Here is a 16,721-nt window from a genome sequence, read left to right as displayed (position 1 = left end):
ACAATAACATCCGATCGGTCTTCTTCGCCGATCAATCCTTCTTCATCGGCGGAATGACGCGCAACGACAGTTCCATCAACTGCTTCGGCGTTGCGGCGGACGGCGCGTTCATCAGGAGATCCTGCGCCTGCTGGTTCATCGGGAACAGCGAGATTTCGCGCAGGTTCTTGGCACCGACGAGCAGCATGACGACACGGTCGATCCCGAAGGCGCAGCCGCCGTGCGGAGGCGCACCATACTGGAAGGCGCGATACATGCCGCCGAAACGGTCTTCGACATCGGCCTGCGACAGGCCGACCTTTTCGAAGGCCTTGACCATCAGTTCCGGCGACTGGTTACGGATCGAGCCCGAGGCGATTTCGAAACCGTTGCAGACCGCATCATACTGATAGGCCTTGAGGCTGAGCGGATCCTGGCTTTCAAGCGCTTCAAGACCGCCCTGCGGCATCGAGAACGGGTTATGGGCGAAATCGATCTTCTTTTCGTCCTCGTTCCATTCGAAGAAGGGGAAATCGACGATCCAGCACATTTCGTAGCGGTCGCGATCGACGAGGTTGAGTTCCTCGCCAGCGCGGGTGCGCGCTTCGCCGGCAAACTTGTAGAACTTGGCCGGTTCGCCAGCGACGAAGAAGCAGGCATCGCCCGCCTCAAGTCCAAGCTGGGTGCGGACGGCTTCGGTGCGCTCTTCGCCGATATTCTTGGCGAGCGGACCCGAACCGCCGACCTTGCCGTCTTCTTCCTTCCAGAAGATGTAGCCGAGGCCCGGCTGGCCGAGCGACTGCGCCCAGGCATTCATGCGATCGCAGAAGGCGCGCGAGCCGCCGGTCTTGGCGGGGATCGCCCAGACTTCGACCTTCGGGTTCGATGCGATCATGTTGGCGAACACCTTGAAGCCGGAGCCGGCGAAATGTTCGGTGACATTTTCCATCACGATCGGGTTGCGCAGGTCCGGCTTGTCGGAACCATACTTGCGGATCGCCTCGTCATAGGGAATGCGCGGCCATTCCTTGGTGACCGGCTTGCCATCGGCGAACTTTTCGAACACCGAGGTCATCACCGGTTCCATCGTGGCCCAGACATCTTCCTGCGTCACGAAGCTCATTTCGAGGTCGAGCTGGTAGAATTCGCCCGGCAGGCGGTCGGCGCGCGGATCTTCGTCACGGAAGCAGGGGGCGATCTGGAAATAGCGATCGAAACCAGCGACCATCAGAAGCTGCTTGTACTGCTGCGGCGCCTGCGGCAGCGCGAAGAACTTGCCGGGATGGATGCGGCTCGGCACCAGGAAGTCGCGCGCGCCTTCCGGCGACGAAGCGGTCAGGATCGGCGTCGTATATTCGGCAAAGCCGGCGCCGTTCATCTGGTTGCGCATTTCAGCAATGATCTGGGTGCGCTTGACGATATTGCGGTGAAGCGTTTCACGGCGCAGATCGAGGAAACGGTACTTCAGGCGGACGTCTTCCGGGTAATCGGGTTCGCCGAACACCGGCAGCGGCAGTTCGCGTGCAGCAGAGAGAACTTCGATCTCCTTCGCATAGAGCTCGATCTCGCCGGTTTCCATATTCTTGTTGACGGTCTCGTCAGACCGGGCCTTGACCACGCCGTCGATGCGGATCACCCACTCGCCGCGCACGGTTTCGGCCGCCTTGAAAGCCGGGCTGTCGGGATCGACGACGACCTGGGTCATGCCGTAGTGATCGCGCAAATCGATGAAAAGTACGCCGCCATGGTCACGAACGCGATGCACCCAGCCGGAAAGGCGGACGGTCGCGCCAACATCGGTTTTACGGAGGGCGGCACAAGTGTGGCTGCGGTAGCGGTGCATGGTCGGTTCCTGCATTCTCTCTTGAAATCATCCCGCGAACACGCGGAATCTCGGCTTTGGAATTGGGCGGACAAGCGCATGAAGAGCCAGATTTGTCAAGGCTGAAGGCAGGCAAACCACCGGCGGCAGCGGACCACCGCAAGCAAATGCCACCATCCGTAGGCCAATGGTGAGCCAATCCAGATACCAGCCAATCGTTCATCAAGGGGAGATGTTGACAGTCTCCAAATTTAATGTCACTAACAGTGACATCAATACATAAAGAGAGACATCATGTCAGACACAAGCAGCAACCGCAGATATTCGTCGCCGCTCAGGCAGTCTCAGACTCAGGAGACTCGCGAACGCATTTTGCGAGCGACGTCGGAACTGCTGAATCTCAATCCGTTCGGTGACGTTTCCATGGATGAAATCGCCAAATCGGCTGGCGTGGAACGGCGAACCGTCTTCAGACACTTCCCCACCAGGGAAGCCTTGTTCGACGCCTTCTGGGTCTACATCAACGAAGAAATGGGGGCGAGCACGCTGCCCTCGACGCTTTCGGAGCTCATGCACGCGCCGCTGACGACATTCCCGCAGTTTGACAAGAACCAGGGCATCATCCGGGCAAGCCTCCACACTCCGGCGGGTCATGCGATGCGTTTGCGCACACTTGCCGCGCGCCGGAAAGCGTTCGAGGCCTGCATGGGCTCGGCCCCGGTCGAGCTGGATCCCGATAAAGGAAAAATCGCCGAAGCTCTTTTCCATCTCCTGTACAGCGCAGGCGCGTGGGAACTTCTCAAAGACTATGCCGGCATGACCGGCAAGGAAGCCGGAGAGGCAGTGTCGTGGGCGATGCAGACAATTCTGAAAGCTGCAGAAACGGCGCCGGATGATCAGAAAAATGCTGACGAACACAATCCCAAAACTTGAAGGAGAGATGAAATGGGTATTGCATTCAACACGAGAGAGAGCGCCGAAGTTCTCTGGGTGATCCGCGATAAAGTGCAATTCATGGGTGAAGTACCAGAGAAAGGGTTGACCGTGCTCGAGGTCACCGTTCCGCCCGGGTCAGGCACACCGCCGCACAAGCACGAGTCGATAGAGATTTTCCGTGTTCTGGGCGGAGAAATCACCTTCACGCTCTTCGACTCCACGCCGCCTTCGCAGGTCGTTGCCCATGCGGGCGATGTGCTGACGCTGCGCTCCTATCAACCGCATAACTATGTCAATTCGGGCGACGTGCCAGCGCAGATGCTCTCGATCGTGGAGGCTTCCATGGGCAGCTTTTTCCGTGATCTTGGCAGCAAGGACGTTCCGCCAGCAGGCCCGCCATCCGCTGAGGAAATCGGCGCCGTTATGGCTGCATGCGAACGCCATGGCATTGAAGTGCTTCACGGCTGATACGACAGTGACCGAGATGTCGGTCACTCTTCTTCCTTTAACAGGTGAGATAAAATGCTTTCACAGACCTTTCTAAAACTGGGTGTCAGCTTTGGATTGATCGGGATGGCCATGGGTGTCTACATGGCGGCTTCGCACGATCATACACTTGCGCCGGTTCATGCGCACATCAACCTGATCGGCTGGGTTGGCATGTTCTTGGCGGGCCTGTTCTATGCGCAGAGACCGCATGCCGCGGCAGGCAGGATGGCGCAGGCACAACTGATCTCGGCAGTCTTGGGATTGCTGATCCTGACGCCTGGCCTTGCGGGCGTTCTGCTTGGCTTTTCATTCGGCGAACCGATGGCCGCAATCGGATCAATCCTCACCATCGTGGCGATGCTGATCTTCGCCATCGTGGTCTTCCGCACCAAAGCCTCCATGATCTGACGCTTAGGAAACCGCTTAGTCAAAATTTAGGAAGCCTCGCGGTTGAAAGCGCGCTAACGCCAGCGCCATTCGAACGCCCGACGACGGGCAATGTCAAACAGAACCTCCATCGATCCGCAAGCGCATGCTTGCGGAAACGATGACCTATGTCCGGAGCTTGAAATGTCTTCCCATGCAACAGCCGCAGAAACTGCCCTTATCCAAACAACCTTGCTGGATTTGCGCTACGTAACCACAACAGCCCTTTCCGATGGCGGCTGGCTCAATGTCTGGTCTGTCAACGAAAATGATGTCACCACGGTTTACCAGCAGCGCCACGGCGCAGACGGGGCCACGATCGGGTCGGCAACCGTCATCGACACGCCCACGTTCGAATATGTGGATGGAACCGCTGCCATTGGCCTAGCTGACGGAGGATGGGTCACGACCTGGGCAGCTAGCACCGAGGACGGCACATCCGAGATCTATCAGCAACGTTTCGATGCGGCTGGATCAGCGATCGGTGATGTCCAGATGGTCAACGATTTCACCGACAACGAGCAATACACGCCGAAAATCGCCACCCTTTCGGATGGCGGCTGGGTCGTTGTCTGGCAGTCGTCCGGCCAGGACGATGGCATTGACATCTACCAGCAGCGCTACGCAGCGGATGGAACGGCGGTCGGCGGCGAAATGCGGGCCAACGTCGAGCCGGCCGGTCTGCAATATGCGGCCGATGTTGTTGGTCTTGCCGATGGTGGCTGGCTCGTCACCTATCAGGGCTATAATGGCACAGGAGACGCTTTCGCCCAGCGTTTCGACAAGACAGGGGCTGCCGTTGGCGACGAGATCCGCCTTCATGACAGCACCAACGGGGACCAGATTGTTCCCGCCATAACGGCTCTTTCCGATGGAAGCTGGGTTGCGACCTGGCATTCATCCGCTGTCGATGGAAGGCCGGCCGGGGTCTACCAGCGCCGCTTCGACCAGGATGGCAACCCTCTCATGGCGGAAACGCGGGTGAACGATCAGTCGACCAGCTTCTACATGGCCGCCGTCACCAGCCTGCCGGATAACGGCTGGGTCACGGTTTGGGCCGGATCCGACGAAGACCACACGCTTGGCGTCTTCCAACAGCGGTTCGATGCAAGCGGCAACAAGGTGGGAACCGAGACGCTCGTCAGCGACGAGACCGGAGCCAATCAGATGCTGGATATTGAAATTACAACGCTCTCTGACGGCAGCTGGATCATCAGCTGGAACACCTACAAGGAAGGCCGTGGCTATGAGCTCGAGCAGCGGCATTATGCGCCCGACATTGAAGGCGACAGTCAGGCCGATCGCCTGGTCGGCACGGTCTGGGGCGAAAATCTGTTCGGCTTTGGCGGCAATGACCGGATCGATGGCGGTAAAGGCGCCGATATCATGGCGGGCGGTTTCGGCAACGACATCTATCTCGTCGACAATCGGCGCGATGAAGTGCGGGAATTTGCCCTGCAGGGCACCGACAGCATTTCCGCAAGCATCAATTACAGCCTCGCTGCACTTGGCAATGTCGAGAACCTGACCCTGAGCGGCACAGCCGATCTGAATGGCACGGGAAACCTGCTCGCCAACAAAATCAGCGGAAATCTCGGTGCCAATGTCCTGTCCGGCGGCGCGGGCGGTGACACGCTTTCCGGGAATGCCGGCAAGGATCGGTTGAATGGCGGCGCGGGCGACGATTTGCTGAGCGGCGGTAAGGATGATGACCGTCTCGCCGGCGGTTCTGGCAGCGACGTTTTTCTGTTCAAGGCCGGAGACGGGCACGACCGGATACTCGATTTTCAGGCCTCGGGTGAAGAGACCGACAGGATCGATCTGAGTGCAATCCGTGCGATTACCGATTTCGACGATCTTTCCGCCAACCATCTCCGCGTGTCGGGCCACGATGTCCTGATCCGGGTCGCAGATGGCCAGGATATCCGCCTCGCGAATGTGGCAATTGCGGATCTCGATGCCGGCGACTTCCTGTTCTGACCGGTTATCGCCATTCGGAAAGCCGCCACTGACATTTTGGTGCATGGCGGCTTTTCTTCGGAGACGGGACTGCGTTTCGCGGCTAGGATCGCGTGAGTCCCGCCCCTGTGCCAGCCCCATGAAAAAACTCGTACCGTTGTTTCCGCTCTTCGCCTCGGCCTCCATGCTGATTTTCGGCAATGGATTGCAGACGACCCTGCTTGCCTGGCGCGGCACGACGGAAGGATTCCCACTATCCCTGATCGGTCTGATCACGGCGTTTTTCTATGTGGGATTCGCGCTCGGCTGCATGCATGTGACCCAGCTTCTGCGTGCCATCGGTCATATCCGTGCCTATGCGGCGATGGCTGCCATCGTTGCCGTCACCATCCTGATGACGGCGCTCATCATCAATCCATGGTTGTGGATGGCGATGCGCCTCATCAACGGCTATTGTCTCGCGGTGCTGTTTGCCGCCATCGAAAGCTGGATCAACTCCCGCGTCGATAATTCGATCCGGGCCCGCACGCTTTCGATCTACCGCTATATCGACCTGAGCTCGATGACACTCGCGCAGTATTTCCTGCCCTGGTTTGGCGGCGAAGGGTTCACGCTGTTTGCGATTGCGGCCATCGCCTTTTCGCTGTCGCTGACACCGATTTCGCTCGCCGACAAATCGAGCCCGGCGCCGCCCGACAAGATGAATTTCGACCTGCGCTTCCTGTGGAAGATCTCGCCGCTCGCCGCCACGGGATGCATTGCCGTGGGTATGACCAACACGGTCTACCGCTCGCTCGGCCCCGTCTATGCGCGCGAACTTGGGTTCGACACGACCATTACCGCCTGGTTTCTCGCCGCCGGCATCATTTCGGGCGTGATCCTGCAATATCCGCTCGGACATTTCTCCGACATCAAGGACCGGCGCAGCGTGATTATGGTCGCCACGGCAGGCGCGCTGTTTGCGTCCCTTTTTCTCGTTCTCGTCGCCGGCAGCACCATCTGGGGCAATATTGTCGGCGTCTTCATGCTCGGCGCCTTTTCGATGCCGCTCTATTCACTCTGCTCGGCCCATGCCAACGACCGTGCCGGACCGGGACAATATGCGGTCATTTCGGCCGGCATCCTGTTCTTCTGGTCGCTTGGCGCCATCATCGGCCCGTCACTTGCGGCCACATTCATGGGTTGGTACGGGCCGAAGGCACTGTTTGTCTTCACGGCCTCGGTTCAGATCATCTTTCTGAGCTATACATTAAGCCGCGTGGTCCGGCGGCCCGGCTGACTGTGGCTTTAGAAAGGCAACCGTGACGGTTTTCCCGGGATAACCTGACAACTCCTGCTCCCAGTATTGATTTTTAGCGACTAACGGGTTGATAACGGAACATGACGTTTTTGGCCGACCGCCAGGTCCTGCTAACATTGGCACTTTGATGAAAATCATTCTCACGACAGAAGAACTGCAAGAGGCCTGCGCGCTTCTGGCGCAAAGCCCATTCGTGGCAGTCGATACAGAATTCCTCCGGGAAACCACCTTCTGGCCGCAACTCTGCCTGATCCAGATGTCGGGTCCCGAACTCGACGCCATTGTCGATCCGCTGGCCCCAGGCATCGATCTCACTCCCTTCTTCAAGCTGATGGGCAATGCCGATGTGGTGAAAGTGTTCCATGCGGCTCGCCAGGATATCGAAATCGTCTTCCATCTTGGCGGCCTGATCCCGCATCCGATCTTCGACACGCAGGTTGCGGCCATGGTGTGCGGCTTCGGCGATTCCGTCTCCTACGATACGCTCGTGCAGAAGGTCTGCGGCATCCAGCTCGACAAATCCTCGCGCTTCACCGACTGGAGCCACCGGCCGCTTTCAACGAAGCAGCTTGACTATGCGATTGCAGACGTAACCCACCTCAAGGATGTTTACCTGACCATCAAGGCCGAACTCGAACGCGAGGGCCGGACCGAATGGCTGGGCGAGGAAATGGCGGTTCTCGAAGCACGCGAAACCTACGACCTTCATCCGGACGATGCCTGGCAGCGGCTGAAAATGCGCATCCGCAAGCCGATCGAACTGGCGGTGTTGCAGCGGCTCGCCGCTTGGCGCGAACGCGAAGCGCGCAGCCGCGATGTCCCGCGCGGACGCGTTCTGAAGGATGATGCCATGTTCGAGATCGCCCAACAGCAACCGAAGGACACCGAAGCACTCGGACGGCTCCGCACGATCCCGAAAGGGTACGAACGCTCACAGGCAGGACAGGCCATTCTGGCACAGATCAACGCGGCACTTGCCATTCCCAAGGCCGACCTTCCGAAAGTGCCAAAGCCGCAGAACCTGCCAGAAGGTAATGGCGCGGCGGTGGAAATGCTCAAAGTTCTACTGAAACTCATCGCCGAAAAGAATGGCGTCGCCGCCAAGATCATTGCTTCGACGGACGATCTGGAATCGATTGCCGCCAAGGGCGAGGAATCAGAAGCCGCAGCCCTGCATGGCTGGCGGCGCGAACTGTTCGGTCTTCCCGCACTCAAGCTAGTGCGTGGCGAAATCGGGCTGCGCTTCGTCAACCGCAAGGTCGATGTCGTGGACCTCTGACCTCTATCCCCGCATATGAAAAGGCCGGTCCACCATCAGTGAACCGGCCAATCGGATCGTCAGAAAGGCCCGCCATCCGCGGGCCTTTTTGGTTATCAGAACAGGAAATCCGAAAGATCGACATCCTTCAACCGGACATGATCGAAGATCAGATGGTCGCCATTGCCGAGATCGATATCGACCGTGTCCTTGTCGACCTTGGAGACCCCAATATTGTCGTAATCGTACTTCTTGCCGAAACCGCTGATGGATAGCTTGTCTTCACCGGTGGCGTTGAAATCGGTGATCGTGTCGCTTCCGTCACCGCGCTTGTAGACAAAGATGTCGGCGCCTTTACCGCCGGTCAGCGTATCATCGCCGAGACCGCCGGCGATGACGTTCTTGCCATCGTTGCCGACCAGGATGTTGTCGAACTTGTCGCCGGTCAGGTTGAGCTTGGCGCTGCCGAAGAGAAACACATCCTCGATCCCCTTGTATTCATTGAGATCGATCGCGATCGTCGCATTGATCTTGTCGTGGCCGCCATCCTTGGCTTCGGTGATCTCGTCCTTGGCGTTGTCGATGACATAGGTGTCGTCACCCTTGCCGCCAATCAGTTCATCGGCACCCTTGCCACCATCGAGAATGTTCTTGCCGCTATTGCCGTAAAGCTTGTTGGCAAATTCATCGCCGGTCGCATTCACATTGCCCGTGCCGGTCAGGCGAACCGTTTCGATGTAATCGAACTTGTTCAGATCAATGCTCACGCCGGACTGGATCTCGTCATCACCCTGCCCTTTGAGCTCGGTGACGGTATCCTTGGCATTGTCGACGACATAGGTATCGTCGCCCTTGCCGCCGGCCATCTGGTCGGCACCCTTGCCGCCATCCAGGAAGTTGTCGCCCGAGTTGCCGGTCATGGAATTGGCAAGATCATCGCCTGTAATCTTGGCATCTGCCGAGCCGGTCAGAATGACGGATTCGACAAAACCGAGATTGGCGAACGAGACACTGACCGATGCCTTGACGATATCGGTGCCCTGCCCCTTCAGTTCGATCACGGTGTCTTTCGAATTGTCGATGATGAACGTGTCATCGCCCTTGCCGCCGGTCATTTCATCGTTGCCGGTGCCGCCATCGAGAAGGTCGTTGTCATCGCCACCATTGAGCTTGTCCTTGCCACCGAGGCCGAAGAGCTTGTCGTTGCCAGCAGCGCCGTCCAGCGTATCAGCGAGGTCGCCGGTCGCCAGCGTGTTCGCCTTGGCATTGCCGTTCAGGATGAAACTGTTGCTTGCGAGGTAATCGGCAAAGGTACCAGCACCCTTAACGTCAGCTCCAACAATCCCAGCGTTGGTGACAGTGTAGGAGACTGCGCCATTCTCCACCACTTTATAGCTGCTGATACTTTTTACAGCATTTTCAGGCTGGGACGCCATCTTGAACGAACCTTGCAGTTCGACATAGTTATTCTTGTTCTGCTTCAGTGTGAGCGTCTTGAAGAAATTGGTGAAGGACAAAGAGTAGTCTTCACCCATCACCTGCTTCAGATCGAATTCCGAAATCTCGAAATTGTTCTGCGTCGAATTTGCACCCAATGTAATCGTGACCATGCCCGGTTCCCGCCAGCTCTGCGTTAAGTCTGGGCGGAAGATATCAGCAACTTCTTACCAATCTCCCTGTTGAGATGGTAAATATGTATCAAACAAAGCATTCTCGCGCCATTTCCGCACAATTTCCGATCATTAAAATTATTCCCGTCCCGTTTACGTACATTTGAGGCCTTAGGTCTAAATGTCTGTTTCGACGGAGCCTATGGTTGAGCGGAGAAGACATATGCAGGGTGGCTGGAACGACTGGAAACATGATCGCGATGACGATGACCGCGATCACTATGATGACGACCATCATCATCACCATGACGATGATGAAGACGAGAACGAGGATTTCGACTTCAGTTTCGATGTTCCCGACACGTTCAAGATCGATCTCGAAAACCTCGATCTGACTTCGTTCGGCAAAATCTCGGATTTTGAAGCCGGCCGTAAGCATTTGAGCGTAACCTTCGGCAACAACTGGACATTCGCCATCGATGGCTCCGGTTTTGACATCGCGCTCAAGAGCAACGGCCTCCCGATCATCAAGGGCGGTACCGTTGACAGTTTCTCGATTGATGGCCCGGGCAAGGCCGACTGGTCGATCTCTGACCTTGATATGTCCCTCAAGGCCTTCGTGAAGGCTCTGGTGAGTTTTGATACCGAAGCTGTTCTCGACCTGGTCCTCGGCGGTGATGAAACCATTTCAGGGTCAGGCTTCGGCGATTACCTGTTCGCCGGCAAGGGGGACGACACGCTTCTCGGCAATGCCGGCGCTGACAAGCTTATGGGTGGTGTCGGCGACGACACGATCTCCGGCGGCAAGGGCAACGACTTCCTGCTCGGCGGCAAGGGCAGCGACACGTTTACATTCGAGGCCAAGTCCGGTCTCGATGTGATCGACGATTTCGATGCTTGGTCCGATGTGATCGATCTTTCGGCGCTCGGGCTCGATATCGATATCGAGGATTTCCTCGACGCCAATATCATGACCGAAGGTGGTCGCGGTCATCATGGTGAGCATCGCTGCGGTGGCGGCGGCGATCGGGGCGACGTGATCGTGGTTCTGAGCGATGGCAATGCTTTGAAACTCGATGGTGTCGAACGCTGGGAGATCACCGAGGACAATTTCATCCTCTGACCCCCCGCAGTTCAGCTTCCAGCATAACGGGCCTTCGGGCCCGTTTTCATTCGAAGCGGAAGGCAAGCTTGCGACCAGTCAGCTTGGCCAGCTGTTGCAGACGCCCTTCGATCCGCTCGCCTGCAAACTCCCGATAGGCGGCGGGCACGACGAGTTCCAGATCCGTCGCGGATTCCGGCGCAGCCGCCGGCTCGAAACGCAGGTTGCGCACCACACCGGGCATCGATGCCGAAAACAGATAGACGACGCGCAACAGCCCCCCCAGCAGTTTTGCCAGTTCGAGCAGGCGCGGCGTGGCGATCGACGTCAGTTCGCCGGTCGCGCTGTCATCATTCAGTCCTTCAAACCGATAGTAATTAGCGAGTGCGATATAGGCGCGGCCCGGATGGGTAATGCCGATGAAGGACGAATGGGCGATGATGTTGAGGGCCTGAAGCCCGCGATAATCCGGATGCGCTCGCCAGGAAATATCGGCCAGCAAGCAGGCGGCCTGGCGGTAACGGCCCTCCTCGACGGTCTCGCGAATACCGAAGACGGGCATCATTTGCCCGGTCCAGTCGGCAAGTTCGCGCGCATGTTCCGGCGAACGGGCACGCAGAACGGCCAGTTCCCCAGCGGCCGACAACAGCGGATCCTGCTTGCGGATCGATTCCGGCAACAGCGAATAAAGATAGCCCTCGCGTACGCCCTGAACGGAAAAGGAAATCCGTGCGGGCCGCATTTCAGCGAGAACCTCACGCATGGCAACGGCGCCGTAGGGAAGCAGTGACCGGCGCGAACGGGTAATTGCCTGCCAGGCCGGATCCTTCTGATCCTTACCGCGAATGACATCCTCAAGGAAAATCAGCGTTTCATCGAGGCCGAGGCGATAATCCTGCACCATATGCAACGGGTAGTTCCGGAGTTGCATATGCAGTTTCGCGATCGAACGCCAGGTGCCGCCGACTGCATAGAAGGTGCGACCATTGCCATCCTTCAAAAAATCCACCGACCGCAGGGTCTTGCGGGCGATGTTGGCCGCTTTCGACAGCGAGCCATCGGCCTGTTCTGACAAGCGCAGGCTGCCAAGCGGCGTCGTAAGACCGCTGCTATAGGCCTTACCGCGGATATCGATGAGTTCGAGGGAACCACCGCCGAGATCGCCGCAGATTCCGTCGGCATCATAGTAGCCGGAGATGATGCCCAACGCCGAGAACTTCGCCTCTTCCTCTCCGGAAAGTAAGCGAATATGGCGTCCGAGAATGATCTGCGCCTTTTCGATGAACTCCGGCCCGTTCTTGGCTTCGCGTGCTGCTGCCGTCGCAATCACATAGACGGTGCGGGCACGAGCCTGATCCGACAGCGCCTTGAACCGGTGCAGGGCCGCAAGCGCACGCGCAACACTCTCCTCGTCCATGCTCCCGGTCTGTGCAAGGCCTTTGCCGAGGCCGCACATAACCTTTTCGTTGAACAGAACGGCGGGGGCACGATTGAGCCCCTCATAGATCACAAGGCGAATGGAGTTGGAGCCAATGTCGATAATCGAAACAGGCTCGATGCCGGGCAAGCGCCCCTGGGCCTCTGATTCAACCATAAGAGTCCGATTTACTTCCGTCCGGAAGAAAGCCTTCCGGCAATCAGCGTTGGCATGCTCGATTTCAAGGCTTCACCACGACCGGAAAGGCTGGGATTGGTCATGAAATACAGCTGCGCGTTAAACGGTTCATCCCCTTCACGTGCCGAAAGGCGCCTTGAGGTTCCGTCGGGAAGTATCTCGTAGGACTGCTGGTTGTCAATCAGGTTGGCCAGCATGATCTGGTTAAGCACCTGCTCGTGCACAGTCTTGTTGATCAGCGGCACCAGGGTTTCGACACGTCGATCGAGGTTGCGCGGCATCATGTCGGCCGAGCCGATATAGACGAGCGCCTTCTCGTGCGGCAGGCCGTGACCATTGCCGAAACAGAAGATGCGGCTATGTTCAAGGAAGCGTCCGACGATCGATTTGACCCAGATGTTTTCGGACAGTCCCGGCACCTGCGGCCTCAGGCAGCAGATGCCGCGCACGACCATCTCGATCTTGACGCCGGCGGCACTGGCCTCATAGAGCGCATCGATGATTTCGGGATCGACCAGCGAATTCATCTTCATCCAGATCGCCGCCGGCTTGCCAGCCTTCGCGAACTCGATTTCCTCGCGGATATGCTTGAGGATGCGCGGACGCAGCGTGTTGGGCGAAACCGCGAGTTTCATGCCGGCTTCCGGTTCGCCGTAACCGGTGATGAAGTTGAAGACATTGGCCATGTCATGGCCGATCACCGGGTTGCAGGTGAAATAGCTCAGATCGGTATAGATCTTCGCCGTCACCGGATGGTAGTTGCCGGTGCCGAGATGGCAGTAGGTTCTCAGGCGGCCATCTTCCTTGCGGACGACCATGCTCATCTTCGCATGGGTCTTGAGTTCGATGAAACCGAACACGACCTGCACGCCGGCGCGTTCAAGGTCCCTCGCCCAGCGAATGTTGGCCTCTTCATCGAAACGGGCCTTGAGCTCGACCAGCGCCGTGACTGATTTGCCGGCTTCCGCCGCATCCATGAGTGCGCGCACGATCGGGCTGTCGTTGGAGGTCCGGTAGAGCGTCTGCTTGATCGCCACCACATCCGGATCGCGCGCGGCCTGGATCAGGAACTGCACGACCACATCAAAGCTCTCGTAGGGATGATGGACGATCATGTCCTTTTCCCGGATCGCGGCCAGGCAATCGCCGGCATGTTCGCGCACCCGCTCCGGGTAGCGGGCATTATACGGTTCGAAGCGCAGATCGTCGCGCGGCGCCTTGGCGATCTCGGACAGGGTGTTGAGCGCCAGAAGACCGGGCAGAACGGCGATCCGGTTTTCCGGCACGCCAAGTTCGTGGGTCACGAACTGGCGCAGCGATTGCGGCATTTCACTGTCGGTCTCGATGCGGATGACCGAACCGCGACGGCGGCGCTTGAGCGCTGTTTCAAAAAAGCGCACCAGATCTTCGGCCTCTTCCTCCACTTCGATATCGCTGTCGCGAATGATGCGGAAGGTGCCCGAACCATCGACCTTGTAGCCCGGAAAGAGCTTGTCGATGAACAGGAGCACGATATCTTCAAGCGTGATGTAACGGAGCGTGTTTTCGTGATCCGGCAGCCGCACGAAGCGGTCGAGAGCCGGCGGCAGACGGATAAGCGCCGTCATCGGCTCCTTGCCGGTGAGGCTGGTCAATTGCAACCCGATCGAAAATCCGAGGTTGGGAATGAACGGAAACGGATGCGCCGGATCGATGCAGAGCGGCGTCAGCACCGGAAAGATCTGCTCGGAAAATTCGCGATCCAGCCACTTCTTGTCTTCGCGGCTCAGGGCCGCGGGGCGGACGATGAGAATGTCCTCACGCGCGAGATACTGTTGCAGAACGGCAAGTGCAGCCTGCTGTTCCATCTGCAGATTGTTGATTTCGCGGAGGATGAAATCGAGCTGCTCGGCCGGCATCTTGCCGTCGGGGCTCTTGATCGCGATACCGGCCCGCACCTGCCCTTCAAGACCCGCGACGCGAACCATGAAGAACTCGTCGAGATTGTTGGCCGAGATCGACAGGAAGCGGACACGTTCCAGCAGCGGATGACCGGTGTTGAGGGTTTCCTCAAGCACACGCCGGTTGAACTGCAGCCAGGAGAATTCGCGATTGATGAAGCGTTCGGGGCTCTCCATCAGCGACTGAACCGCTGGCTCGGCGGCCGGATTTGCGTTTTCTTGGGTCTCGGGAACGATCGTATCCATCCAATTTCATCCAGGCTCATGCATCAGTCGGCTATGTTGTGGGCCGGCATTATTACACAATGACGACAGTTAGATGACAGTTCAATCCTGATCTTCGCCGGCGACCTCATCGAGCACTTCGGCCACCAGTGACCGCGTGATGCGGGTGCCACGCGCAAGTGCCAGCAGATCCAGCCTTTCGACGATCGCCTGCGCCGAGGCGAGCGACCGTTCCATGCGCGAAACCATGTAGGCAACCAGCCGCTCATCGATCACCAGCTGGCGATCGGCAAACAGCTTGAAGAAGATCTGCGTCAGCAGAAGATCGTCGGGCGGACCGATTTCGACCGTCGTCGCCGCCTTCAGTCGCGAGGACAGGTCCGGCAACCTGACGCCCCAGGAGAGCGGCCAGGCGCGGGCCGTCACAAGCAAGGTGGTGCCGGCACTCCTGACCGCGTTGATGACATGGAAGAATTCGGTCTCGTCGAAGCCCCTGCGATCGGCATCCTCGAACAGAACCGGGCCGGCGCCGGCAAGCGGCACCGCCTCCCCCGATCCGTCCGGATGGATCGCGACGGCATGGCTGAAATCCTGCCAGACCTGCGCAAGATGCGTTTTGCCCGAGCCCTGCGGACCGGTGATTATGACGACCGGCGACGGCCAGTCCGGCCAGCGATCGATGATTGCAGCAGCGGCACTGACAGGATCGGACACAACGAGATCCTCGCGCCCCGCCGCACTTTCGACAGGAAAGGCGAGCGGTAACTGGTCGGGCCCCTTTTTACCGGAACGATGGGAATGCGTCATGCTTGTCCGTCACCTGAAAGGCGGCTCATTTCTCGACCGAGATGACGATGGTGGTCTTGTCGTCATCCCGCTCCGAGCCGCCATAATAGAGATCGCTCTCAAGATAGCGCGAAATCGCAAAACGGACGAGAACCGCAATCGAGGCCGAAACCGGTACGGCCACCATCAGCCCGACGAAGCCGAACAGCGCGCCGAAGGCGAGAAGGGCGAACATCAGCCAGACCGGATGCAGCCCCACCTTTTCGCCGATCAGTTTCGGCTGCAGGATGTAGCCGTCGACGATCTGGCCAAAGAAGAAGATGCCGCCAATCAGGATCACCCAGGGATAATCCGGCCAGAACTGCACCAGTGCTACGCCGACCGAGAGCACCAGTCCGAGCAGCGAGCCCAGATAGGGAATGAAGGAGACGAGGCCGGATACGAGGCCGATGAGCAGGCCGAAATTCAGGCCCACGATCGAGAGGCTGGCACCGTAGAAGATCGCCAGGATGAGGCAGATCGAGCCCTGCCCGCGCACGAAGCCGGCAATCGCATCATTCATCTCGTTTGAAAGCTGGCGCACCACCTTCAGCCAGTCGCGCGGCACCCAGCTGTCGACCTTGGCGACCATATTGTCCCAGTCGAGCAGGATATAGAAGGCGACGACCGGCGTGATGACCAGAAGCGACAGGATATCGACGAGCGCCATGCCGGAATTCCAAATCTGGCCCAGAAGCGAGGCAACGAAGCTCACGCCCTCGCCGAGATATTTCGACAGGTTTTCCTTGAGCGTCCCCATCTGCCCTTTCAGCCAGTCCGGTAGGTAATGCGCATTGGCATCGGTGACAAGCGACTGGAGCTGGGTGATGTAGCCCGGCAGCTTGACGGCAAAATCCGACGCCTGCGTGACCAATAGCGGGATGATGATGATGAGCGACAGCGCAAAGATGAAGACGAAGGACAGAAGGATCAGCGATGTCGCCATCATGCGGCTCAGGCCGCGGCGCTCCAGCCAATCCGCCACCGGATCGAGAAAATAGGCCAGCGCCATGCCCGAAACGAAGGGCAGCAGGATGGAGCGGAACAGGAACAGGAAGCCTACGAAGAGGACGAGCACGACCAGCCAGAAATAGATCTGGCGCCGGAGACTTTGACCGGAAATATGTGTCGTCATTTCTGGAACCCGTAATTGATGCTTCATCGCATGGAGATAGGCCGCTTCCTCAATCACGGTCAAGTGCGCAGGCGGCGCGATCGATCATAGGGAGCCCCCT

13 protein-coding genes are annotated in these 16,721 nt (G+C 58.4%); 7 read left to right on the top strand and 6 right to left on the bottom strand.

Annotated elements, in window-relative coordinates:
• Positions 1–31 precede the first annotated feature (31 nt).
• On the bottom strand, positions 32–1,822 hold the full coding sequence (aspS, locus tag Q4481_RS07230; protein ID WP_304375658.1) for an aspartate--tRNA ligase: 1,791 nt from the start codon (positions 1,820–1,822) through the stop codon (positions 32–34).
• A gap of 273 nt (positions 1,823–2,095) precedes the next feature.
• On the opposite strand from aspS, the gene Q4481_RS07225 reads away from it, so the two are divergent.
• From Q4481_RS07225 to rnd, 6 genes are all read left to right on the top strand, one after another.
• On the top strand, positions 2,096–2,734 hold the full coding sequence (locus Q4481_RS07225; protein ID WP_304375657.1) for a TetR/AcrR family transcriptional regulator: 639 nt from the start codon (positions 2,096–2,098) through the stop codon (positions 2,732–2,734).
• Positions 2,735–2,746: 12 nt separating this feature from the next.
• On the top strand, positions 2,747–3,205 hold the full coding sequence (locus Q4481_RS07220; RefSeq protein ID WP_304375656.1) for a cupin domain-containing protein: 459 nt from the start codon (positions 2,747–2,749) through the stop codon (positions 3,203–3,205).
• A 54-nt stretch (positions 3,206–3,259) separates the two neighbouring features.
• Positions 3,260–3,634 carry a hypothetical protein gene (locus tag Q4481_RS07215; protein WP_304375655.1) on the top strand — a complete coding sequence of 125 codons (375 nt, stop codon included), beginning with the start codon at positions 3,260–3,262 and terminating at the stop codon, positions 3,632–3,634.
• Between the two features lie 162 nt (positions 3,635–3,796).
• Entirely contained in the window at positions 3,797–5,632 is a 1,836-nt protein-coding gene (locus tag Q4481_RS07210) for a calcium-binding protein (protein WP_304375654.1), read from the top strand.
• A 118-nt stretch (positions 5,633–5,750) separates the two neighbouring features.
• Positions 5,751–6,890, top strand: coding sequence for an MFS transporter (locus Q4481_RS07205; protein ID WP_304375653.1), 1,140 nt, complete (start codon positions 5,751–5,753; stop codon positions 6,888–6,890).
• Between the two features lie 154 nt (positions 6,891–7,044).
• Entirely contained in the window at positions 7,045–8,190 is a 1,146-nt protein-coding gene (gene rnd, locus Q4481_RS07200) for a ribonuclease D (protein ID WP_304376072.1), read from the top strand.
• 95 nt (positions 8,191–8,285) lie between these two features.
• Here rnd and Q4481_RS07195 read toward each other — a convergent pair whose 3' ends face one another.
• Positions 8,286–9,779, bottom strand: a complete 1,494-nt coding sequence (locus Q4481_RS07195) for a calcium-binding protein (RefSeq protein ID WP_304375652.1) — start codon at positions 9,777–9,779, stop codon at positions 8,286–8,288.
• 223 nt (positions 9,780–10,002) lie between these two features.
• Here Q4481_RS07195 and Q4481_RS07190 point away from each other — a divergent pair, with 223 nt between their 5' ends.
• Positions 10,003–10,902 (top strand): calcium-binding protein, encoded by a 900-nt coding sequence (locus tag Q4481_RS07190; protein ID WP_304375651.1) that lies wholly within the window; start codon positions 10,003–10,005, stop codon positions 10,900–10,902.
• A gap of 46 nt (positions 10,903–10,948) precedes the next feature.
• Here the strand turns inward: Q4481_RS07190 and ppx are convergent, their stop codons facing one another.
• The 4 genes from ppx to Q4481_RS07170 form a co-directional block, all read right to left on the bottom strand.
• Positions 10,949–12,475 (bottom strand): exopolyphosphatase, encoded by a 1,527-nt coding sequence (gene ppx, locus Q4481_RS07185; RefSeq protein WP_304375650.1) that lies wholly within the window; start codon positions 12,473–12,475, stop codon positions 10,949–10,951.
• A gap of 11 nt (positions 12,476–12,486) precedes the next feature.
• Entirely contained in the window at positions 12,487–14,682 is a 2,196-nt protein-coding gene (locus tag Q4481_RS07180; protein ID WP_304375649.1) for an RNA degradosome polyphosphate kinase, read from the bottom strand.
• Positions 14,683–14,763: 81 nt separating this feature from the next.
• Complete coding sequence (gene hdaA / locus Q4481_RS07175) at positions 14,764–15,468, bottom strand: DnaA regulatory inactivator HdaA (RefSeq protein WP_304375648.1); 705 nt, start codon at positions 15,466–15,468, stop codon at positions 14,764–14,766.
• Positions 15,469–15,493: 25 nt separating this feature from the next.
• Positions 15,494–16,621: an AI-2E family transporter gene (locus Q4481_RS07170; RefSeq protein ID WP_304375647.1), complete on the bottom strand. Its 1,128-nt coding sequence runs from the start codon at positions 16,619–16,621 to the stop codon at positions 15,494–15,496.
• Between the last annotated feature and the right edge of the window lie 100 nt (positions 16,622–16,721).

The sequence above is a fragment of the Fluviirhizobium alvei genome (genome assembly GCF_030551875.1).
Classification (GTDB): Bacteria; Pseudomonadota; Alphaproteobacteria; order Rhizobiales; family Rhizobiaceae; genus Rhizobium_E; species Rhizobium_E alvei.
The sequence above is the reverse complement of the archived record's forward strand: the minus strand, read 5'-3'. Positions and strand labels throughout refer to the sequence as shown.